We start from the raw sequence: 17339 nt of genomic DNA, 5'->3' as shown, positions 1-17339 counted from the left end.
CCCATATCTAATTCACCACGTCATTGCGAGGAACGAAACAATCTCTAAACAGGACATTCAATATCCTTAATTTCGTTCAATGACGAATCAATAAAGGAGACCTCTTTCCAGGAAATTTTACTATTTGATTTTCATACGCAGAGATGGCTTCGTTCCTCGCCATGACGCTGCTAATCACGGCGATTTAAAAAGAAGCATTAACCAGGAGATCCGTAACTGTCGAATCCAATATAGATTTTACGTGACTGATGGTTTCTTTAGTAGGGTGTTGCAAATCGTCCTTATAGATGACATGATTCACACCCAGGACTTTCAGCAGGCTATCTATTTTCCTGCTTTGGCCGCTTTTAAAGCAGCATATTTTTATTTTGTTGTAATATGGGTTGGTGCGGATACGGCGCAAAATACGCTCCATATCCTGGCTTAAATAGTCGTAGTCAAATATGATCATGTGAGGCGCCATTTCATATATGGCAGGGAAAACACGATCCACCGATGTAATATGCCGGATCTGTTTATTATTAGCCAATATCTGTACCGAAAATATATTGGGAGCAACCAATAATACCCTTTCGGTCCTAAAATGTATCATGCTCAATTAGTTTACGGATACCTAAAGATATATTCTATATTTTATATTGTCAAGTGACTGTTAATCAGTAAAGTAAAAAATAGGCAAATATTAACAAATGTTGGGTCAGCATTTGCATCTTTAGTATACGCAAGGTTGGCGCAAAAAGTTACGGCGCTATTTCAAAAACCGCCGAAACCTGGAAGCTTAATTTGATCTTCTTGAAATCGATATCAGACTCCGGAGCAGCATCCGCATTCGACTTAAATACAGCCCGGTTAGCAAACATCTGGTTAGCCATTGGATAATTACTATTGTCGCTTTCCGAAATATCTATAGCCTTTCCCAGCTTTTCATTAATGCTGTTCAATAAATAGGTTGCCTTCTCTTTAGCAGCAAGCAGCGCCTGTATCTTCAATTCCCGTTTCAATTCAGGCATTTTCGAATAATCGTAACTGCTTATATAGGTGGATTGTATGCCTTTAGGGTCGATACTGCTCATTATCGGGTCAAACTTGTTCAGGTTATGCAGTCTTAAAGTATATTGCTTGCTTGCCAAAAAATCGGGCGTCTTTTTCTTTTGCCAGGTATTGTTCCACGCCGAAACGTTGTTCACGGTAAAATCTTCTTTTGTAATACCGGCTTGTTTTACCGCTGCCTCCAATTGATTTTCAAGTTGATCGATAGTGATCTTCTTTTTACCATCCATATATTCTTGTAACGAGATTGATACGTTAATAATATCAGGGGTAACCTCCTGTTCGGCTATGCCGGTCACGGTAATTTTTCTCCGGAGGTCCACATTCTGTGCAAAGGCCGTAAAGCTTAAAAGGCTTATTACAGCCGCTATCAATAGTTTTTTCATACCAGTTTTCATATTTATTTATATAGACTATTAACGAAGGTAAAAGTTAATTCGCAACAGTTAAGATGAAAAGCTTTGGACTTTCTGCTTTCTCCTTTCACCTCAACTTATTACATTTGAGACTGACCAATAATTAAAATGAACAGAAATAACATCCTGCTTCTTATTCCGGCAGTTGCGTTGCTGTGGAGCTGCAATCGCCAGGCCAAAACAACCGGCCCTATTACACCCGAAGACATCAAGAGCCATATCGCTGTACTGGCTGACGATTCGCTGATGGGACGCAAACCATTTACCGAAGGCGAAACCAAAACCATCCGCTACATCTCAACCGAATTTAAAAAGATCGGGCTCGAGCCGGGCGACAATGGCAGTTACTACCAGGACGTACCGCTTGTAGAAATAAAAGGGACGCCGTCTGAAACGATGGAGGTAACAGGTGGAAAATCAACTATTCAATTGCATAATTCCACCGACTTTGTTGCCTTTACCCGGCAGGAGTCAGAGCAAATCGACCTAAAGAATTCACCGTTGGTTTTTGCAGGATATGGTGTTGTTGCGCCGGAATATCATTGGAACGATTATGCTGGGCTTGATGTAAAAGGGAAGACGGTAGTGGTGCTGGTTAATGACCCGGGGTTCAAATCCGGCGATCCAAAATTATTTAAAGGCGATACCATGACCTACTATGGCCGCTGGACGTACAAATACGAGGAGGCTGCACGCCAGGGTGCTGCCGGCGTGATCATTGTGCACCAAACCGAGCCGGCCAGCTATCCATGGAGTGTAGTGAGCAGCAGCAATACCGGCGCCAGGCTGTACCTGCAGCAAAGCAATAAACACATGGACCGCTGCAAAGTGGAAGGCTGGATGACCGAAGACGCCGCTAAAAAGATATTTGCGCAGGCAGGCATAACAGGCGACTTCCGCGCAATGGCCCGCAAGAAAGATTTCAAAGCGATACCGCTGAACATGAATGTAAACCTGACCATTCATAACAAGCTTAAATATTCACTTTCGCACAATGTCATTGGTGTTTTAAAGGGGAGCACTGCACCCGATGAATATATCATTTATACCGCGCACTGGGACCATTTTGGCATCGGCAAACCGGATGCGAAAGGCGACAGCATCTATAATGGAGCTGTGGACAATGCCGATGGCAGCGCAACGCTCATCAGCATGGCTAAAGCCTTTAGCGAGGCAAAAGAGAAACCAAAGCGCTCTATTATCTTCCTTGCTGTTACAGCCGAGGAACAGGGCCTGCTGGGTTCGGAATATTATGCCACCCACCCTGTTTTCCCATTAAATAAAACTGTTGCCAACATCAATATGGACGCATTAGGCAACTATGGTGAAACTAAAGATATTTCCATCACCGGCAAGGGGCAAAACGACCTGGAAGATTATATCGAAAAATACGCAAAAGAGGATGGGTTAACCGTTGTAGGCGATTCCAAGCCTGGAGCAGGCGGCTATTACCGGTCGGATCATTTCAACTTTGCCAAAGTAGGTGTACCGGCGCTTGATATGAATAACGGCATAGTTAGCGCCACGCACGAAGCTGGCTGGGCCAAAAAACATCAGGACGACTACACCGCCAACACCTACCACCAGCCATCGGATAACTACAGCCCGGATATGGATGCTTCGGGCATGGCGCAGATCGCCAACCTGCTTTACCGCCTCGGCTCCGACCTGGCAAATGAAAGCACCTTCCCTGGCTGGAAACAAGGCTCCGAATTTAAAGCGGTCAGGGATAAGTCGATGGCTAAATAGTGCAACTTACTGCGTAGTTCGGACATCACAAAAATGGATATAATAGCAAAAAGACAACCACATTTTTGCAGTTGTCTTTCCGAACCTGATAAAGTTTAGGCTTTGAAGTAAAATAATAACTTTTAAATTAAATCCACAACCCGTGTTTACACGGTATTTTCAAATTTACAAAAAGCAAAAAAGCCGCTCTGGCATGCCCAGAGCGGCTTTTTGTATTTTAATTTAACTATTACTTAAATCATTCTTCTACAACTTCGCTGTTCGGAGTGGTTGCTTCGGCAGTTTGGTGTTTAAAATAGTGTTTTTGTTTGATCAGTATCATGATCACACCAACGGATATCGAAGCGTCGGCCAGGTTAAAAATTGGCCGGAAAAATTCAAAATCCTCGCCTCCCCAAAATGGGAACCAATGAGGGAAATTGCCCGAGAAAAGCGGGAAGTAAAACATATCCACCACGCGGCCGTGAAATAACGGGGCATAATGATAAATGATGCCATAAAATGTGGAGTCGATAATATTGCCCAAAGCGCCTGCAAATATTAACGCTACGTTGATGATCAGCCCCCGATGGTACTTATGTTTGATCAGGTGAACCAAACCCCAGGCTATCGCTATCACGGCTCCTATGCGGAACAGTGTCAGGAACAATTTACCCCAATCGCCGCCAAATTCCATACCGAAGGCCATGCCATTGTTTTCGGTATAACGCAGCATGCCCTTGCTCCCCAAAAAATGGATCTCCTGGCCCATGGTCATATGACTATGCACCCAAACCTTGATTATTTGGTCAGCTATAATAACAAGGGCTGCAATAATAAATGGCCTGGTATAAGCAGCCTTCATTAATATTGCTTCAGTTTGGCTTCCATGCTCAGCGTGGTATGTGGCACGGCACGCAGGCGTTCTTTTTGGATCAGCTTGCCGGTCTCGCGGCAAACACCGTAGGTTTTATTTTCAATACGCATTAGCGCAGCTTCCAGCTGCTCTATAAATTTTTTCTGACGCGCAGCCAGCTGATTGATAGATTCCTTTTCCAGCGTAGCCGAACCATCTTCCAATGTTTTATATGTACCGGCCGTATCGTCGGTGCCGTTGGCGTTTGGTGAACTTAGTGATGATGCCAGCGCATTCAACTCTTCTTTAGCAATACGCAGCTTTTCCAATATCAGCCCTTTAAACTCCTGCAGCTCTGCGTCAGAGTACCTGGTTTTTTCGTTTTCTTGTTTCATTTACACTTTAGTTATAAAAATCAATATTTCATTCCCGTCAATTTGTACCGTATCGCCTTCTCCCAACTGATTATCAAGTACTATGCGCCCAGCTAAAATTTCGGCGCAAATATAAGATAAATTATTTTCTATCGCCTTGATAATCACGGATGATCCGGTACGGTAATTAACGTTTATTTTATCGGTAACCTCAAGGCCCTTTTCTTTGCGCAGATTCTGTACCCGGTTGATAAATTCGCGGGATATCCCTTCCTGTTTCAGCTCGTCGGATATGTTAACATCTAACGCTACGGTTAGTTTTCCCATATTGGCAACCTGCCAGCCGGGAACGTCTTCGGCGATGATCTCAACGTCGCTGATGGCTATTTCGAATTTCGAATTTGCAATATCAAATATTACTGACCCTTCCTGCTCAAATCGGTTCAGCGCGTCCTGGTCCATGTTCACTATCGCATCCGCCACTGCTTTCATATCCTTACCCACCTTTGGTCCTAATGCCTTGAAGTTTGGCTTTACCTTCTTTTTGATAAAACCCGAAGCATCCGTAATATACTCAATATCTTTGATGTTTGTTTCAGAAAGAATAAGATCTTTTACCAATTCAACCTGGTGCCTGAAATTTTTGTCCAGTATCGGCAGCAATATCCTGCTCAATGGCTGGCGTACGTTGATTCCTACTTTTTTACGCAGCGACAGCACCAGCGACGATATGTCCTGCGCCAGTTGCATACGCTCTTCAAGGGCTTTGTTCACCAGCTCTTTGTGGTAAGCCGGAAAATCCGCCAAATGCACCGACTCAAAGCTTTCCTTTTTGGTAACCAGGTTCAGATCATTATATAACCTGTCGGCAAAGAACGGCGCTATGGGCGACATCAGCTTGGCGATGGTAGTTAAACAGGTATATAATGTTTGATAAGCGGATAGTTTATCCTGTGAGTCATCCGATTTCCAGAACCGGCGGCGACTCAAGCGAACGTACCAGTTGCTCAGGTGTTCGTCAACAAATTCCTGTATGGCGCGCGCGGCTTTGGTCGGTTCAAAATCAGCATAAAAAGCGTCCACATCCTTACTTAAAGTATTCAGTAAGGAAATGATCCATTGGTCTATCTCAGGGCGATTTTTTAACTCGATCTCCGCTTCGGAATAAGTGAACTTATCAATATTAGCATACAGCGCAAAGAAGGAATAAGTATTATAAAGCGTACCGAAGAACTTACGCCTTACCTCGTCCAGCCCTTCCATATCAAACTTTAGGTTATCCCAGGGCGACGCATTGCTGATCATATACCAGCGGGCAGTGTCGGCGCCATATTGTTCTATGGTAGAGAACGGATCGACCGCATTGCCCAGGCGTTTGGACATTTTGTTGCCGTTCTTATCCAGCACCAGGCCGTTCGATACCACATTTTTAAATGCGATGCCTTTATTACCTACTTCCTCATTGACTGCTTTAATCTCGTCGCTGCACTCGCTCAGCATTACGGCTATGGCATGCAGGGTAAAGAACCAGCCACGGGTTTGATCCACACCCTCAGCAATGAAATCTGCCGGGTAAGCGTTTTTGAATTGTTCCTTATTTTCGAAAGGGAAATGCCATTGCGCATAAGGCATGGCCCCACTGTCGAACCAAACATCGATCAGGTCGGGTTCGCGGAACATCTTTTTGCCGGTGGCCGATGTTAATATCACATCATCCACAAATGGACGGTGCATATCGGTCAGCTTAAAGCCTTTCGGCATAAAACCTGCTGCAATAGATTTTTCGATCTCTGCTTCCATTTCGGCAATAGAGCCGATACATTTTTCTTCCGCACCATTCTCTTCTCTCCATATCGGCAGCGGTGTACCCCAGTAGCGCGAACGGGATAAATTCCAGTCCACCAAATTCTCCAGCCAGTTGCCAAAGCGGCCCGTGCCGGTTGATTCCGGTTTCCAGTTGATGGTTTTATTCAATGCAACCAGTTTATCCTTCACCGCGGTAGTTTTGATGAACCAGCTATCCAGCGGATAATATAGTATCGGCTCGTCGGTACGCCATGAATGCGGGTAGCTGTGCTCGTATTTCTTTACGTCGAACGCCTTATTATCGGTCTTTAATTTGATCGATATCAGCACATCCGTAGCCCTGAAACCCGGCTCTTCGCGTTCTTCTTTTGAATAATATTCTTCTTTTACATACCGACCTGCAAAGTCGGTCACCTCATCCACAAAACGGCCCTGCTTGTTTACCAATGGTACTTCCTTGCCGGTCTCATCCAGCACCATGACCGACGGCACACCATTTTCCTTACAGGCCCGGAAGTCATCCGCACCAAAAACCGATGCCGTGTGAACGATACCCGTACCATCCTCGGTGGTCACAAAATCAGCCGGGATAACACGGAAGGCGTTTTGTTCCAGATCAGCATTCGTTACGTAAGGCATCAGTTGTTCATAGTGAATGCCAACCAAGTCTTTGCCTGAAATGTACCCTGTTGATGAACCCGTCCTATCATAAGTGTATGGTTGGAGTTTGTTTTTAGGGTCAAATTCCAAGCCTTCAAGAGTTTGAACTGCATTCGGGCCAGCAACTTTTTGTACTAAAGCATCAGCTAAAATGACAGTTACCGGAACGCCTGTATACTGATTAAAAGTTTTCAGTTTAACATATCGAATATCTGGTCCAACTGCCAAGGCGCAATTAGATGGCAAAGTCCATGGTGTGGTAGTCCAGGCTAAAATGTATATATCAGTGTCAACACCTTCGAATAAGAACTCTGAATCTTTGTCTCTTTTTATCTTAAACTGCGCCGTTACTGTGGTATCCTTGACATTCTTGTAAGTACCCGGCTGGTTCAGCTCATGCGAGCTTAGACCGGTGCCAGATTTGGGCGAGTAAGGCTGTACGGTATAGCCTTTGTACAGCATGCCCTTATTGTAAAGCTCCTTCAGTATCCACCAAAGGGTTTCGATATATTCATTCTTGTAGGTGATGTAGGGATCATTCAGGTCGACCCAATAACCCATCTTCTCGGTCAGGTCGTTCCACACATCGGTAAACTTCATTACCTCCTTGCGGCAGGCTTCGTTGTACTCCTCGATGGATATTTTTTTGCCGATATCATCCTTGGTAATGCCCAATGTTTTTTCGACACCAAGCTCGATAGGCAAACCGTGCGTATCCCAGCCGCCCTTGCGTTTTACCTGGTAGCCTTTAAGGGTTTTATAGCGACAGAAAATATCCTTAATGGAACGCGCCATAACATGGTGGATGCCGGGCATACCATTTGCCGAAGGCGGGCCTTCGTAAAAAGTGTAGGGATTATTTTCGGGACGGCTCGTAATGCTCTTTTCAAAGATGTTGTGTTTCTTCCAAAACTCAAGTACATCCTTGCCTGTCTGCGATAAATTTAACTGCTTATATTCCTTGTACATCAATATGTTCCACCTAAAATTTTAGAGGTGGCAAAAATACGGAATTTTACCATTAAAAGCTATATTAGCGGTATGAAATTCAAATTACGCATCGTTATATTCACGGGGATTTTAACAGCGTTATTGCTGGTTATTGATTTAAAGACCGTCAACCATTCAGCCGGCGATAAATGGGCCAGCTTTGGACTGGGATTTTGCTCCGTCGTATTCCTGAGCTGCCTGTTATCATTGATAACATCATACCGTAAACAAAGGACGGCCCGATCGGGAGAGTAAATTCAGTATGTCCATGGCGCGGTTCCGCTATCCCATTGTTTTGTTTGCAGCGAGTTTGGTATTCCTTTTTATCGGCATGCTCTTCCGTATACAGCATTGGCCCGGCGGCCGGCTGATAACCGGCAGCATGATGATGGTGCAGGGATTTGCCGTTGTCTGGCTTATCGTTTTGCTTTTCCGGGGCGATAAAAAGCTTTGACAGGGTCTGCTGTCCACACTTGAGCGTGGACGCTCAAGACTAACTTAGTTCAAGCGCAGACGCTTGAACTGGCGGGGGGTTCGAAAAAATAAAATGAGCCTGGAAATGTGCGATTCCCGCCTCGGGGCGGGGCAGGGTGGGGTTTCGCCGCTATGCTAACAAATCACGATCAAAACTTTCAGGTAATTTAATAGCGGGGTTATTCCTTACAATCGTAATAATTGCTCCTTCAATCGCCCTTATCACATTTATCATGTCGGATTTAATTTCTGCTTCAGTAAAACGAATTACGGTAATTCCAAAACTTTCTAATTTCCCTTGTCTTTTCTCATCCTTTGTAAAAGCTTCCTCGTAGTTATGTGACATGCCATCAATTTCAATAGCCAGCATTAAACTTTTGCAATAAAAGTCGACAATGTAGTTATCAGTACAGCGCTGCCTGTCAAAATCTAACCCCCATAATTTATCGCGTTTTAATTCGTTCCAAAGAAGCACTTCACCAAATGTCATATCCTTGCGGAGTTTTTTGGCAAATTCCTTCAGTTTGGGATTATATGGAATAATCTTCATCAGTCTTAAAATATTCTAATCACAATAATCCTGACCCCAACCTACACCCGCCCCGAGGCGGGAATCGCACTGCCAGCCGCTTCTTAAAATTTCTTCTAAATACTGTGCTACTAAAAAACCTCACAAATAAAATACTTTCCTGATTTTCGGACCTCCGACTTCCGACCTCCTTAAAAAATCCCCCTGCTTGCCCCGCCATCCACTTGTATCGTTGTCCCGCTGATGTAAGCCGCCTGCTCCGAAGCCAGGAACGCAACCAATGCACCCAATTCTTCCGGCTTGCCAATACGCCTTGCTGGAATAGTTTTCGCACGGTCTTTTACGGCTTGGTCGTGGTCAACATCTTTAGGTAAAACCTCCTTAACGCGGTCGGTCAGGATCAGTCCGGGTGCGATGTTGTTTACCGTTATCTGGTCAGGGCCAAGTTCATCGGCCATCAGCTTGGCCATACCCACAACGCCCATGCGCATAGCGGTAGAAAGCACAGCATTATTCAATACTGCCTTTACCGATCCGCTGATGATATTAATAATACGCCCGCTGCCGGCTTTTTTCATATAAGGCAACACCTCGCGACCTGTACGAGCGAACGCAAACAGGGTTAACTCAAAAGCCTTTTGCCAGGCTTCATCGTCAAAAGTTTCAAATTGAGCAAAAGGTGGCCCGCCACCGTTATTCACGAGGATATCTATACCGCCAAAGGTTCCAGCCGTTTCCTTAATAAGGTTTTTAACCTGCGCGGCATCCGAAACATCCGCTGTGATAACTATCACCGGGTTGCCTGTTTGCTGATGAATTTCAGCAGCCGTTTTTTTTAATTCTTCGGTATTGCGGGAACAGATAGCCACTTTAGCGCCTTCGGCGGATAAGGCTAAAGCCGATGCCCGGCCCAGTCCTTTGCTGGCGGCGAGAACAAGGGCAACTTTATCTTTGAGTTTGAGATCCATTTTGATAGATATTTAAGGCATAAATCTAAGCGTTTTATGCTCCGATGTCGTTAGGCTAAAGCCAACGCACACTTTTTTTACATCCGCCCCATAAATGGGACGGCAATGAAAGATATTATCATTGCCGTTGGCTTCAGCCAACGGAATAATGACAAAGCGGGCATGGCTTTAGCCAAAACAATGCGAAATGACAGGTTTTATTTAAGTTTGTGCAGATGAACAAATTTATCCGTGGATTCGGTTATGCATTTAAAGGGCTTTGGTACGCAGCCAAAACACAGCTTAATTTCCGCGTGCACCTGCTTTGTACGGCTATCGCGCTTATGCTGGGTTATGGCCTCGACATATCCGCTTCCGAGTGGCTCTGGATCATCATTTGCATTGGGTTGGTGTTACTTACCGAACTGCTGAATACCGCGCTTGAACTTTTATGCGATGTTATCTCGCCCGAATACAATGAAAAGATCGGTCATGTTAAAGATATAAGCGCCGGCGCGGTGCTGGTTACCGCCGTTACTGCCCTGGTTATCGGCGCTGTCATTTTCCTGCCCAAATTATTATTGCTTGTACATCATGCTGCATAAAACCCGTGGCATCGTTTTCAAAACCACCGACTACGGCGAAAGCAGTGTAATTGTGCAAATTTTCACCGAGAAGTTCGGAATGCAGTCCTATATCATCAACGGCGTGAAAAAGCCGAGGGCCAAAATAAGCCGCAATATGCTGCAGCCTATGCACCTGCTCGACCTGGTGGTGTATCATAAAAATACCGGCTCGGTACAGCGCATAGCCGAACTGAAAAACTCGCCCCTGCTGCAAAGCATCCCTTACGATGTGATCAAAAGCAGCCTGGCTATCTTCCTGAACGAGATCGTTTACAAAGCCGTCCGCCAGCAAACAGCCGATGAGAATTTATTTGATTTTATCTTCAGCGCCATCGAATGGCTCGACCATCAGCATGAAGGGCTGGCGAATTTCCATTTATTGTTCCTGGTAAGGCTGACACGGCACCTGGGCTTTTTCCCGGAGCAGTTTAAAGCAGGCGGATCTGATTATTTTGATATGAAAGCCGGCACCTTCAGCCGGTATAAGCCCGATGGGCTATATTATTTATCCCCGCCGCACACGCAAAACTTCGGCGCGTTGCTGCAATGCAGTTTTGAAGGTTTGAACCTGCTGCATTTCAGCAACGACGAGCGGCGCTACCTGCTGTTAAAATTATTGGAATATTACGCCCTGCATATCGAGGGCTTTGGGAACATTAAGTCGCACGAGGTGTTGGAAGAGGTGTTGGGATAAACCAAGACTACGATAAGACTTAATAGGATGGAGAATATCAGAAATATTCCTTTAATTCTTTAATGTATTCATAAGATTGATATCCAAATGGCTTATCCATTGGAAAGGCTTTTTGCATAATTTCAAACAAAATGCCCATCAATTTCCCATCCTCCGAGCCTCTTTTAGGAGACCAAAAATGGTATTTGCTGGTATTTGCATTGACAGTCAAACTTAAATCTACATTAATACCGTCAAATCCAATATCTTCATATTTTGGTAAATTTCCGTGTTTCTTTTTAAAGGTGCTCTTTTTGGTAGCTTTCACTGAAAGTTTATACGTTTTTAAAAAGGCAGTTAGCCTGGAAAGGTCAATAGCTTTTAAAGTAGATGTGTCACAAAAGGAAAGCTCTTTTTTATTTAAAGATTTATAACCTTTTAATACAATAAAACTGGAGTCTGCGCCGCTACGCACTGTCAATGTACTTCTATTCATAAACGATGGTGAAAACTCAACGGACAGTGTATAAGAAAGCGCTTTTGATTGCCCGAAACATGGTAAGCCAAGTGCGAAGAAAAAAAAGATGAGAAAAATTTGTTTCATGAGTAAGGCTTGAGTGGCATACTAAGTTACAATTATTTGCATAGAAGAATAAGCGAATTTAGATGGTTTTTAAACCTGTATCAGATCGCACGAGATATTAGAAAGAGGTGTTAGGATTACGACTTTGTCGATGGCCCCTTCTAATGGATTGAGAAGAAGACTGAGCTTGCTATGCATTACTTCCCTGCCCTAAGTGTATCGAATTTTGAAATAGGCGATGCAGGCATCCGGCGTTTTTTATCAAAACTCAGCTTTTGGTCTTATTCCTGCAGACAACCATTTGCCTGAACATGCCTTTTTTGGCTCAAACGAGGCTTTTTCGGACTTTTTTTGACTATTCTTGATTTTGAAGCAAAAAACAACCCTCAAACGCAATTATTACGCAAACAATTAAATAGCTGACGTTCAGAAAAATACAAAGGCGGCGTTCACGAAAAGTGCAAAAATAAGGCACTTTTTCAGATTCTGAATTTTTAATATACTAATAATAAACCACTTATAACATAATACCATACGCAAGGGGCGGTGGCGTGAACACTTAGTGTAGCGGGATAATGCAGGCTATTATGCACCTTGCCGGCATTCACCTATGCAGGTCGGCCCGCCGCTTTGCAAGGCAGGAAATTTATTTATCCTGCCCCAAAACGTGTTTCTTAATAAACCCGATGTTTGAGTCGGGCAACGATGTCCCGGATATTTGAGTGATCGACCCATCCCAATGCAGTTCCAGTTCTGCCTTAGTATTATTGTCGATGCTTACATGCAGCTTTTCGCCTTCTTTTTCAACCCTGCAGGATAATTCCCTGCCGCCGTATTGCATGGTAAACTCATGAACGCCATCGGCACCCATGGTTTTTGTATTTTCTGTGTTGGTCATGACGTTCCTCGTTTCACATGATAACACGATTACATCTTGTATGTTTTAGCAAAGGACCGCTCTTCTTCCGGCAGGTTAGCCTTAATCCAATAACTTAAGATTGTCGGCTTTATAATTTTGTACAAATTGATTTTTGCCCGCCCCGGTTACTTTTATTACTTCCACCGTATTGCCACATACGCCTGGCTTCGAAAAGAAAAGCAGCAACTCCTCTTTTCGGTATTTGATCTGCAGGCAATACGCCGATAATATGGTGCACCGGTTGGTTTCGGGCTGAATGTTATTACAATTCGTCAATATGCTGATGAGTTTGTAATATTTCTCCTTATCGATCTTCTCTTTAGAGGCAGACAGGTAGTTCATGATATAAGTAGCGCCGGCCTTTTTCAAACTATCGCTTACCGGCGATCCCTCGAGCCTGTGATAGGTCACGTTCCTGCTGTTGAGCAATATCTTAATATCGTTCTGATTAAGGAAAACCGAGTCACGCATCGGTGCCTTGTTTTGTGCTCCGCCGCAATTCCATATTACAGCGAACAAAATTATGCTGGTGATCAGTTTCATTAGTTTATTTTTACGTAACTAACTGCGGTTTCTGAACATATCGACTCATTGCAATTCTGGCCGTTCGTCATTTCAAGCACTGCGCTCCTGGTTTCGGATATGATATTGGACCACGATGTATTCCCCTCAAATACGCTTAACGACTTATCCAGCGATTTAACAAAATTATAGATGAAGAACCCGCCGATATCCGCATTGCATTTGGCCGTTTCACCCTTTGATGCCGCCGTTGCGACAACAACGCCCGACTGGTTAAGGAACAGCGACTGGCAGTTGGACCGGCTCCATTGCACTATGGAACGCGCTGTAGCGGCCCTCGAATTGCCAAACGGTTTGGCCACGTTAAGGTAGCTATTGCAGCAATCAGACAGAATGATCTTCAGATGAGCGTTTTGCGATTTGAGCGTCGAATAAATATCCGAAAGATTGAGTGTATTAGCGTCGAGGGCGTCAAACTTGCCGCTCCGCAGATCGAACTGGGGGTAGGCGTTGCTTTCGTCATTCCGGTAATGAAACCCATGGCCCGAATAGCAAAATATTAATATATCATTGTTGGACGTGCTCATCGAATTCAGCGTGTTAACAACGGTGGCTTTACCAAAATTGTCGCCCGATATCTCCTTGTATTCAAAACCAAGATTCAGCATCCTGGATACGTCCCTGAACATTCCTTTAACGTGATCTATATCCCGTTGACAGGTACTGCCTATATTGTCATCGTTGGTATTGGCTATCATGATGAGTTTGATGGTCCCTGAATTAGAAGCATACGAACTTGTATTATTGCCTGAAGAAGTATTGAACAGGTTGACAAAGAAAGGCTCGGATTTACCAAAAAAGTAATTGGCATACTCCTCCGTTATATCGCTGGTGTTTAATAGCTTCACGCTGGTAATACTCCCCTGGTCGGTGGTGCCGTTAGGATTGGGCGATGTCACCCCCCAGGGTTTGAAAGTACTTTCTCCGGGTAGTTTTTTGAACCATAAATAATCCGGGTAGTATTTGTCTGTGGCCTCGCCTAAAATAAAGACCGGGTTCCGGCCCGTAAACCTGATCGTTTCGTTACTGGCACCGTCGATGGTGTAATTTCCACGTATCTCGTCAAAATCCATATTTACAACCTTCGCCGTGCCGTTAATGATGTATCTCACTCGCATAAACCCGGTATTGTTCTCGTACCTCACCAAAAATGCGGCATATATCCTGTCGCCGGTGTTAGCGAAAGTGTATTTGATCTCATAAATGGTTGTTGCCTTTGCAGCATAGCAAACAACGGTTAGCGCGAATAGTAAAATGAGCCTTTTCATGTCTTATTGTTTTAATGCATAAACTCTTAACAATGTTAGTACACCCTTATCCTGGCCAGGAAACTGGTACTGAACCATTCCTGAACGCTCAAATATCTTTTCCGGGCATTATATGGCCACGGATCTCTTACCGTCGCAACAGTGACATTTCCCCGGCCATACGCATCATGATCGTATTCCAATGCGGTTAATACCATGGCATGGCCAAGTGTCCCGATGATTAGCGGATGGTCCGCAGCCAGGTCCTGAGCAGCGGCGGCAGGGGTTACAGCGATAGTTGTCGCCCTGACGGAAAAATCATTTCCGTCATCGTCGGTCCAATTTTTATTCAAGGCAGATAAAATGGCATTGGGCGATCCCGGTACATTTTCTATCCTTCCGAATGTTTCCCCAACGATCCTTTCCTGCGAAACATTATGCCCGTAATAATTGAAAACAGCTGAAATTGAAGCCGCCCAGCACCATTCACTGTTATGCTGCGTATCGCTGGCTGTTACATCCAAAATTTCCGAATTGATGCCCGCTATACAATGCTGCACCCCATAAACATTATATTGGGAACAATCCAGGCCGGCAACATGACGTTCGATCCCGGATATGCCGGGATGATTTATTTTACCGCCGAAAATAGGCAGAATACTCAATATCAAAATAACCGATGTTTTCATATTTAAATGAATTGTGATTTATCAAGTGATTATCAAGTATATATGTATAAATGTAGTAATCAGGAATGTAATTTCCCAAGGGTAAAAACACCCATTTTTTCACTTGTCTTAATTTCGGATTTTTACGTACCCACCTGTTTAAAACATGCTGGTATTTTTACAAAAAACCTTTAATTTCACCACTGAATTTTAACACCTGTTAATACCGCTGAACGAATGCCCGGCAAAGTTTTGATCGTGATACCATGTTATAATGAAGAGGCATCGCTGCCCACGCTCCTACCCGGGTTACTTGCCACAACATTGCCGCAGGGCTATCAATTGGAGGCGCTGATCGTTAACGATTGTTCAAAGGATAACACCTCGGCAGTGGCCAAAAAACATAGGGCAACGGTTATCGATCTGCCGGTAAACCTGGGCATTGGAGGTGCGGTGCAAACCGGCATTTTATATGCCCGCGATAACGGGTTCGACATGGCCATCCAGTTGGACGGCGACGGCCAGCATCCCCCGAAAGAGCTGCCGAAACTGATCAACCATCACCTGGAAACCGGGGCCAACGTGGTTATCGGTTCACGCTTCCTGGAAAAGGAAGGTTTTCAATCCTCGTTCACGCGTAGGCTGGGTATCAAATATTTTCATTGGGTTAATCTATTGCTAACCGGTCAGCAGATATATGACAGCACCTCCGGGTTCCGTTTGTTCGACCGCAAGGCTATCGAACTGGCGTCCATCTATTACCCTGACGAGTACCCCGAGCCTGAATCGCTGGTTGTATTTTCAAAAGCAGGGCTGAAGGTAGCCGAAGTAGCCGTAGTAATGGCCCCAAGACAGGGCGGGCAATCATCTATCCGTAGTTTCGGCTCGTTATATTATTGTTTTAAAGTGAGCCTGGCCATGTTCTTTTCATTCATTCGTAAACTCTGATCATCATGCTAAGGATACAGATCATCACCATCATCGCGAACATTTTGTTCATCCTGTACATTTCGCGGCTAATTGTTAAAGGCAAGCTGCGCGAGGAATATGCCATTGTATGGATAATATGCACAGTATTCCTCATGGTATTCTCGTTCTGGACCGATGGCCTGGAGGTTTTGCGAAAATTAACGGGTGTTGTGGTTGCGGCAAACCTGGTATTTACCGGCTTTATCTTCGCGATATTGATATACCTGCTGCACCTGAGCGTAGTAGCATCAAAACTTTATAACGATAACAAAAAGCTTGGCCAGGAAATAGCGCTGTTGAAGGAAGAGTTCAATAAACACCTGGAGAGCAAAAAATAGTATCCATGGATCACACCACCTGCCCCGTTTGCGGAAGCCCGCTTAAAGTGTTGTTTAAACTGCGGTTTAATGTTTATAAATGCAACAACTGCGGCCTGCTGCATTCAGATGCACAGTTCGAACATTCGTTTGAATCGGCCCTGCAAGCCGGTGCGCGCGACCCGGGCCTGAAAGCGTTGCGGCTACAAAACTTTATTACCATTATAGCTAAACTGAAAGCTACGAAAGGCGGCGACCTGAACGGCCTGGAGATAGGCAGCGGCAACGGCTGGTGGCTGGAAACCTGCCAGAGCCAAAGGGTGGGCTGTATCGGTATCGAGCCGGAACATGTTTACGAGGATTACCACAAGGAAAAAAAGCTGGATGTTATTTACGGTTTCTATCCTGATGTAAGCCCCAAAAAGGAAAACGGTTATGATTTCATCATTTTTAACGACGTTTTCGAGCATATTCCTGATATCAACAGCCTGGTTGAAAGCCTGAAACAGGACCTGGCCGACGACGGCATCCTGATCATTAATATCCCCATGAGCACTGGCTTCTTTTACCGGATAGCCACGTTGCTGCACAAATTCGGCATGAATAGCTCACTGACACGCATGTGGCAGTTCAACTTCCACAGCCCGCACATGAACTATTTTAATGAAGGCAATATGAAAATGCTTTTGGATAAACATGATTTCAATTGCATCGATGTTTTCAAGCTAAAATCGCTCGATATGCAAAGCACGAAGGACCGCATGCTGGCCGATAAGGGCATGAGCAAATGGAAGGCATCGCTGATGGCATTGGCACTGAAGATGATGAAACCGACTATTGATAGTTCGGAGCCGGATATAAAAGCATTTTTCTTCAGGAAAAAATAATCCGAAAAAATCCCGGTCATTTGGAGAGCGCTGGTTGG

Annotated in this window: 20 protein-coding genes; 8 read left to right on the top strand and 12 right to left on the bottom strand. The window is 44.6% G+C overall.

Going from position 1 to position 17339, the window contains the following annotated elements; genetic code table 11:
• Positions 1–184 precede the first annotated feature (184 nt).
• Positions 185–592, bottom strand: coding sequence for a hypothetical protein (locus tag VL525_RS07310; protein ID WP_147030768.1), 408 nt, complete (start codon positions 590–592; stop codon positions 185–187).
• 148 nt (positions 593–740) lie between these two features.
• Entirely contained in the window at positions 741–1436 is a 696-nt protein-coding gene (locus VL525_RS07305) for an SIMPL domain-containing protein (protein WP_325384904.1), read from the bottom strand.
• 138 nt (positions 1437–1574) lie between these two features.
• Between VL525_RS07305 and VL525_RS07300 the strand changes: the two genes are divergently transcribed.
• Positions 1575–3215, top strand: a complete 1641-nt coding sequence (locus VL525_RS07300; protein ID WP_325384902.1) for a M28 family metallopeptidase — start codon at positions 1575–1577, stop codon at positions 3213–3215.
• 238 nt (positions 3216–3453) lie between these two features.
• On the opposite strand, the gene VL525_RS07295 is transcribed toward VL525_RS07300, so the two are convergent.
• The 3 genes from VL525_RS07295 to ileS are packed head-to-tail and all read right to left on the bottom strand — an operon-like array spanning position 3454 to position 7859.
• The gene (locus VL525_RS07295) at positions 3454–4059 is read right to left on the bottom strand and encodes a lipoprotein signal peptidase (protein ID WP_325384900.1); all 606 of its coding nucleotides are present in this window, start codon (positions 4057–4059) and stop codon (positions 3454–3456) included.
• Positions 4059–4445 (bottom strand): TraR/DksA family transcriptional regulator, encoded by a 387-nt coding sequence (locus tag VL525_RS07290; protein ID WP_325384898.1) that lies wholly within the window; start codon positions 4443–4445, stop codon positions 4059–4061. Before VL525_RS07290 ends, VL525_RS07295 begins: the two co-directional genes overlap by 1 nt.
• Entirely contained in the window at positions 4446–7859 is a 3414-nt protein-coding gene (gene ileS, locus VL525_RS07285; RefSeq protein WP_325384896.1) for an isoleucine--tRNA ligase, read from the bottom strand.
• Positions 7860–7931: 72 nt separating this feature from the next.
• On the opposite strand from ileS, the gene VL525_RS07280 reads away from it, so the two are divergent.
• Positions 7932–8135 carry a hypothetical protein gene (locus tag VL525_RS07280; RefSeq protein ID WP_325384895.1) on the top strand — a complete coding sequence of 68 codons (204 nt, stop codon included), beginning with the start codon at positions 7932–7934 and terminating at the stop codon, positions 8133–8135.
• Positions 8136–8148: 13 nt separating this feature from the next.
• On the top strand, positions 8149–8334 hold the full coding sequence (locus VL525_RS07275; protein WP_325384893.1) for a hypothetical protein: 186 nt from the start codon (positions 8149–8151) through the stop codon (positions 8332–8334).
• Positions 8335–8484: 150 nt separating this feature from the next.
• On the opposite strand, the gene VL525_RS07270 is transcribed toward VL525_RS07275, so the two are convergent.
• Entirely contained in the window at positions 8485–8904 is a 420-nt protein-coding gene (locus VL525_RS07270; RefSeq protein ID WP_325384891.1) for an endonuclease domain-containing protein, read from the bottom strand.
• A gap of 170 nt (positions 8905–9074) precedes the next feature.
• Positions 9075–9851, bottom strand: a complete 777-nt coding sequence (locus tag VL525_RS07265; RefSeq protein WP_325384889.1) for an SDR family oxidoreductase — start codon at positions 9849–9851, stop codon at positions 9075–9077.
• A gap of 215 nt (positions 9852–10066) precedes the next feature.
• Between VL525_RS07265 and VL525_RS07260 the strand changes: the two genes are divergently transcribed.
• Together VL525_RS07260 and recO are read left to right on the top strand one after the other, a co-directional pair.
• The gene (locus tag VL525_RS07260) at positions 10067–10435 is read left to right on the top strand and encodes a diacylglycerol kinase family protein (RefSeq protein ID WP_325384887.1); all 369 of its coding nucleotides are present in this window, start codon (positions 10067–10069) and stop codon (positions 10433–10435) included.
• Positions 10425–11150, top strand: a complete 726-nt coding sequence (gene recO, locus VL525_RS07255; RefSeq protein WP_325384885.1) for a DNA repair protein RecO — start codon at positions 10425–10427, stop codon at positions 11148–11150. Before VL525_RS07260 ends, recO begins: the two co-directional genes overlap by 11 nt.
• Positions 11151–11187: 37 nt before the next feature.
• Here recO and VL525_RS07250 read toward each other — a convergent pair whose 3' ends face one another.
• The 5 genes from VL525_RS07250 to VL525_RS07230 all read right to left on the bottom strand — a co-directional run bounded on the left by VL525_RS07250 (position 11188) and on the right by VL525_RS07230 (position 15149).
• A complete protein-coding gene (locus VL525_RS07250) occupies positions 11188–11733 on the bottom strand; it encodes a hypothetical protein (RefSeq protein WP_325384883.1) in 546 nt (181 codons plus the stop codon).
• A 625-nt stretch (positions 11734–12358) separates the two neighbouring features.
• The gene (locus VL525_RS07245; RefSeq protein ID WP_325384881.1) at positions 12359–12610 is read right to left on the bottom strand and encodes a hypothetical protein; all 252 of its coding nucleotides are present in this window, start codon (positions 12608–12610) and stop codon (positions 12359–12361) included.
• An 81-nt stretch (positions 12611–12691) separates the two neighbouring features.
• Positions 12692–13174 (bottom strand): hypothetical protein, encoded by a 483-nt coding sequence (locus tag VL525_RS07240; RefSeq protein ID WP_325384879.1) that lies wholly within the window; start codon positions 13172–13174, stop codon positions 12692–12694.
• Positions 13174–14481, bottom strand: coding sequence for a caspase family protein (locus VL525_RS07235; RefSeq protein WP_325384877.1), 1308 nt, complete (start codon positions 14479–14481; stop codon positions 13174–13176). The genes VL525_RS07240 and VL525_RS07235 overlap by 1 nt, the downstream gene beginning before the upstream one ends.
• A 35-nt stretch (positions 14482–14516) precedes the next feature.
• Entirely contained in the window at positions 14517–15149 is a 633-nt protein-coding gene (locus tag VL525_RS07230; RefSeq protein WP_325384875.1) for a papain-like cysteine protease family protein, read from the bottom strand.
• Positions 15150–15365: 216 nt separating this feature from the next.
• Here VL525_RS07230 and VL525_RS07225 point away from each other — a divergent pair, with 216 nt between their 5' ends.
• The 3 genes from VL525_RS07225 to VL525_RS07215 are packed head-to-tail and all read left to right on the top strand — an operon-like array spanning position 15366 to position 17301.
• Positions 15366–16076 (top strand): glycosyltransferase family 2 protein, encoded by a 711-nt coding sequence (locus VL525_RS07225; RefSeq protein ID WP_325384873.1) that lies wholly within the window; start codon positions 15366–15368, stop codon positions 16074–16076.
• Between the two features lie 5 nt (positions 16077–16081).
• On the top strand, positions 16082–16435 hold the full coding sequence (locus VL525_RS07220; RefSeq protein ID WP_325384871.1) for a DUF2304 domain-containing protein: 354 nt from the start codon (positions 16082–16084) through the stop codon (positions 16433–16435).
• Between the two features lie 5 nt (positions 16436–16440).
• Positions 16441–17301 carry a class I SAM-dependent methyltransferase gene (locus VL525_RS07215; RefSeq protein WP_325384869.1) on the top strand — a complete coding sequence of 287 codons (861 nt, stop codon included), beginning with the start codon at positions 16441–16443 and terminating at the stop codon, positions 17299–17301.
• The last annotated feature ends 38 nt before the right edge of the window (positions 17302–17339 follow it).

The sequence above is a fragment of the Mucilaginibacter sp. genome (assembly GCF_035492695.1).
Classification (GTDB): Bacteria; Bacteroidota; Bacteroidia; order Sphingobacteriales; family Sphingobacteriaceae; genus Mucilaginibacter.
The sequence above is the reverse complement of the archived record's forward strand: the minus strand, read 5'-3'. Positions and strand labels throughout refer to the sequence as shown.

Coding starts and splice junctions, on each gene's coding strand:
- VL525_RS07310 (WP_147030768.1), bottom strand. CDS start 592: ATGATACATTTTAGGACCGAAAGGGTATTATTGGTTGCTCCCAATATA.
- VL525_RS07305 (WP_325384904.1), bottom strand. CDS start 1,436: ATGAAAAAACTATTGATAGCGGCTGTAATAAGCCTTTTAAGCTTTACG.
- VL525_RS07300 (WP_325384902.1), top strand. CDS start 1,575: ATGAACAGAAATAACATCCTGCTTCTTATTCCGGCAGTTGCGTTGCTG.
- VL525_RS07295 (WP_325384900.1), bottom strand. CDS start 4,059: ATGAAGGCTGCTTATACCAGGCCATTTATTATTGCAGCCCTTGTTATT.
- VL525_RS07290 (WP_325384898.1), bottom strand. CDS start 4,445: ATGAAACAAGAAAACGAAAAAACCAGGTACTCTGACGCAGAGCTGCAG.
- ileS (WP_325384896.1), bottom strand. CDS start 7,859: ATGTACAAGGAATATAAGCAGTTAAATTTATCGCAGACAGGCAAGGAT.
- VL525_RS07280 (WP_325384895.1), top strand. CDS start 7,932: ATGAAATTCAAATTACGCATCGTTATATTCACGGGGATTTTAACAGCG.
- VL525_RS07275 (WP_325384893.1), top strand. CDS start 8,149: ATGGCGCGGTTCCGCTATCCCATTGTTTTGTTTGCAGCGAGTTTGGTA.
- VL525_RS07270 (WP_325384891.1), bottom strand. CDS start 8,904: ATGAAGATTATTCCATATAATCCCAAACTGAAGGAATTTGCCAAAAAA.
- VL525_RS07265 (WP_325384889.1), bottom strand. CDS start 9,851: ATGGATCTCAAACTCAAAGATAAAGTTGCCCTTGTTCTCGCCGCCAGC.
- VL525_RS07260 (WP_325384887.1), top strand. CDS start 10,067: ATGAACAAATTTATCCGTGGATTCGGTTATGCATTTAAAGGGCTTTGG.
- recO (WP_325384885.1), top strand. CDS start 10,425: ATGCTGCATAAAACCCGTGGCATCGTTTTCAAAACCACCGACTACGGC.
- VL525_RS07250 (WP_325384883.1), bottom strand. CDS start 11,733: ATGAAACAAATTTTTCTCATCTTTTTTTTCTTCGCACTTGGCTTACCA.
- VL525_RS07245 (WP_325384881.1), bottom strand. CDS start 12,610: ATGACCAACACAGAAAATACAAAAACCATGGGTGCCGATGGCGTTCAT.
- VL525_RS07240 (WP_325384879.1), bottom strand. CDS start 13,174: ATGAAACTGATCACCAGCATAATTTTGTTCGCTGTAATATGGAATTGC.
- VL525_RS07235 (WP_325384877.1), bottom strand. CDS start 14,481: ATGAAAAGGCTCATTTTACTATTCGCGCTAACCGTTGTTTGCTATGCT.
- VL525_RS07230 (WP_325384875.1), bottom strand. CDS start 15,149: ATGAAAACATCGGTTATTTTGATATTGAGTATTCTGCCTATTTTCGGC.
- VL525_RS07225 (WP_325384873.1), top strand. CDS start 15,366: ATGCCCGGCAAAGTTTTGATCGTGATACCATGTTATAATGAAGAGGCA.
- VL525_RS07220 (WP_325384871.1), top strand. CDS start 16,082: ATGCTAAGGATACAGATCATCACCATCATCGCGAACATTTTGTTCATC.
- VL525_RS07215 (WP_325384869.1), top strand. CDS start 16,441: ATGGATCACACCACCTGCCCCGTTTGCGGAAGCCCGCTTAAAGTGTTG.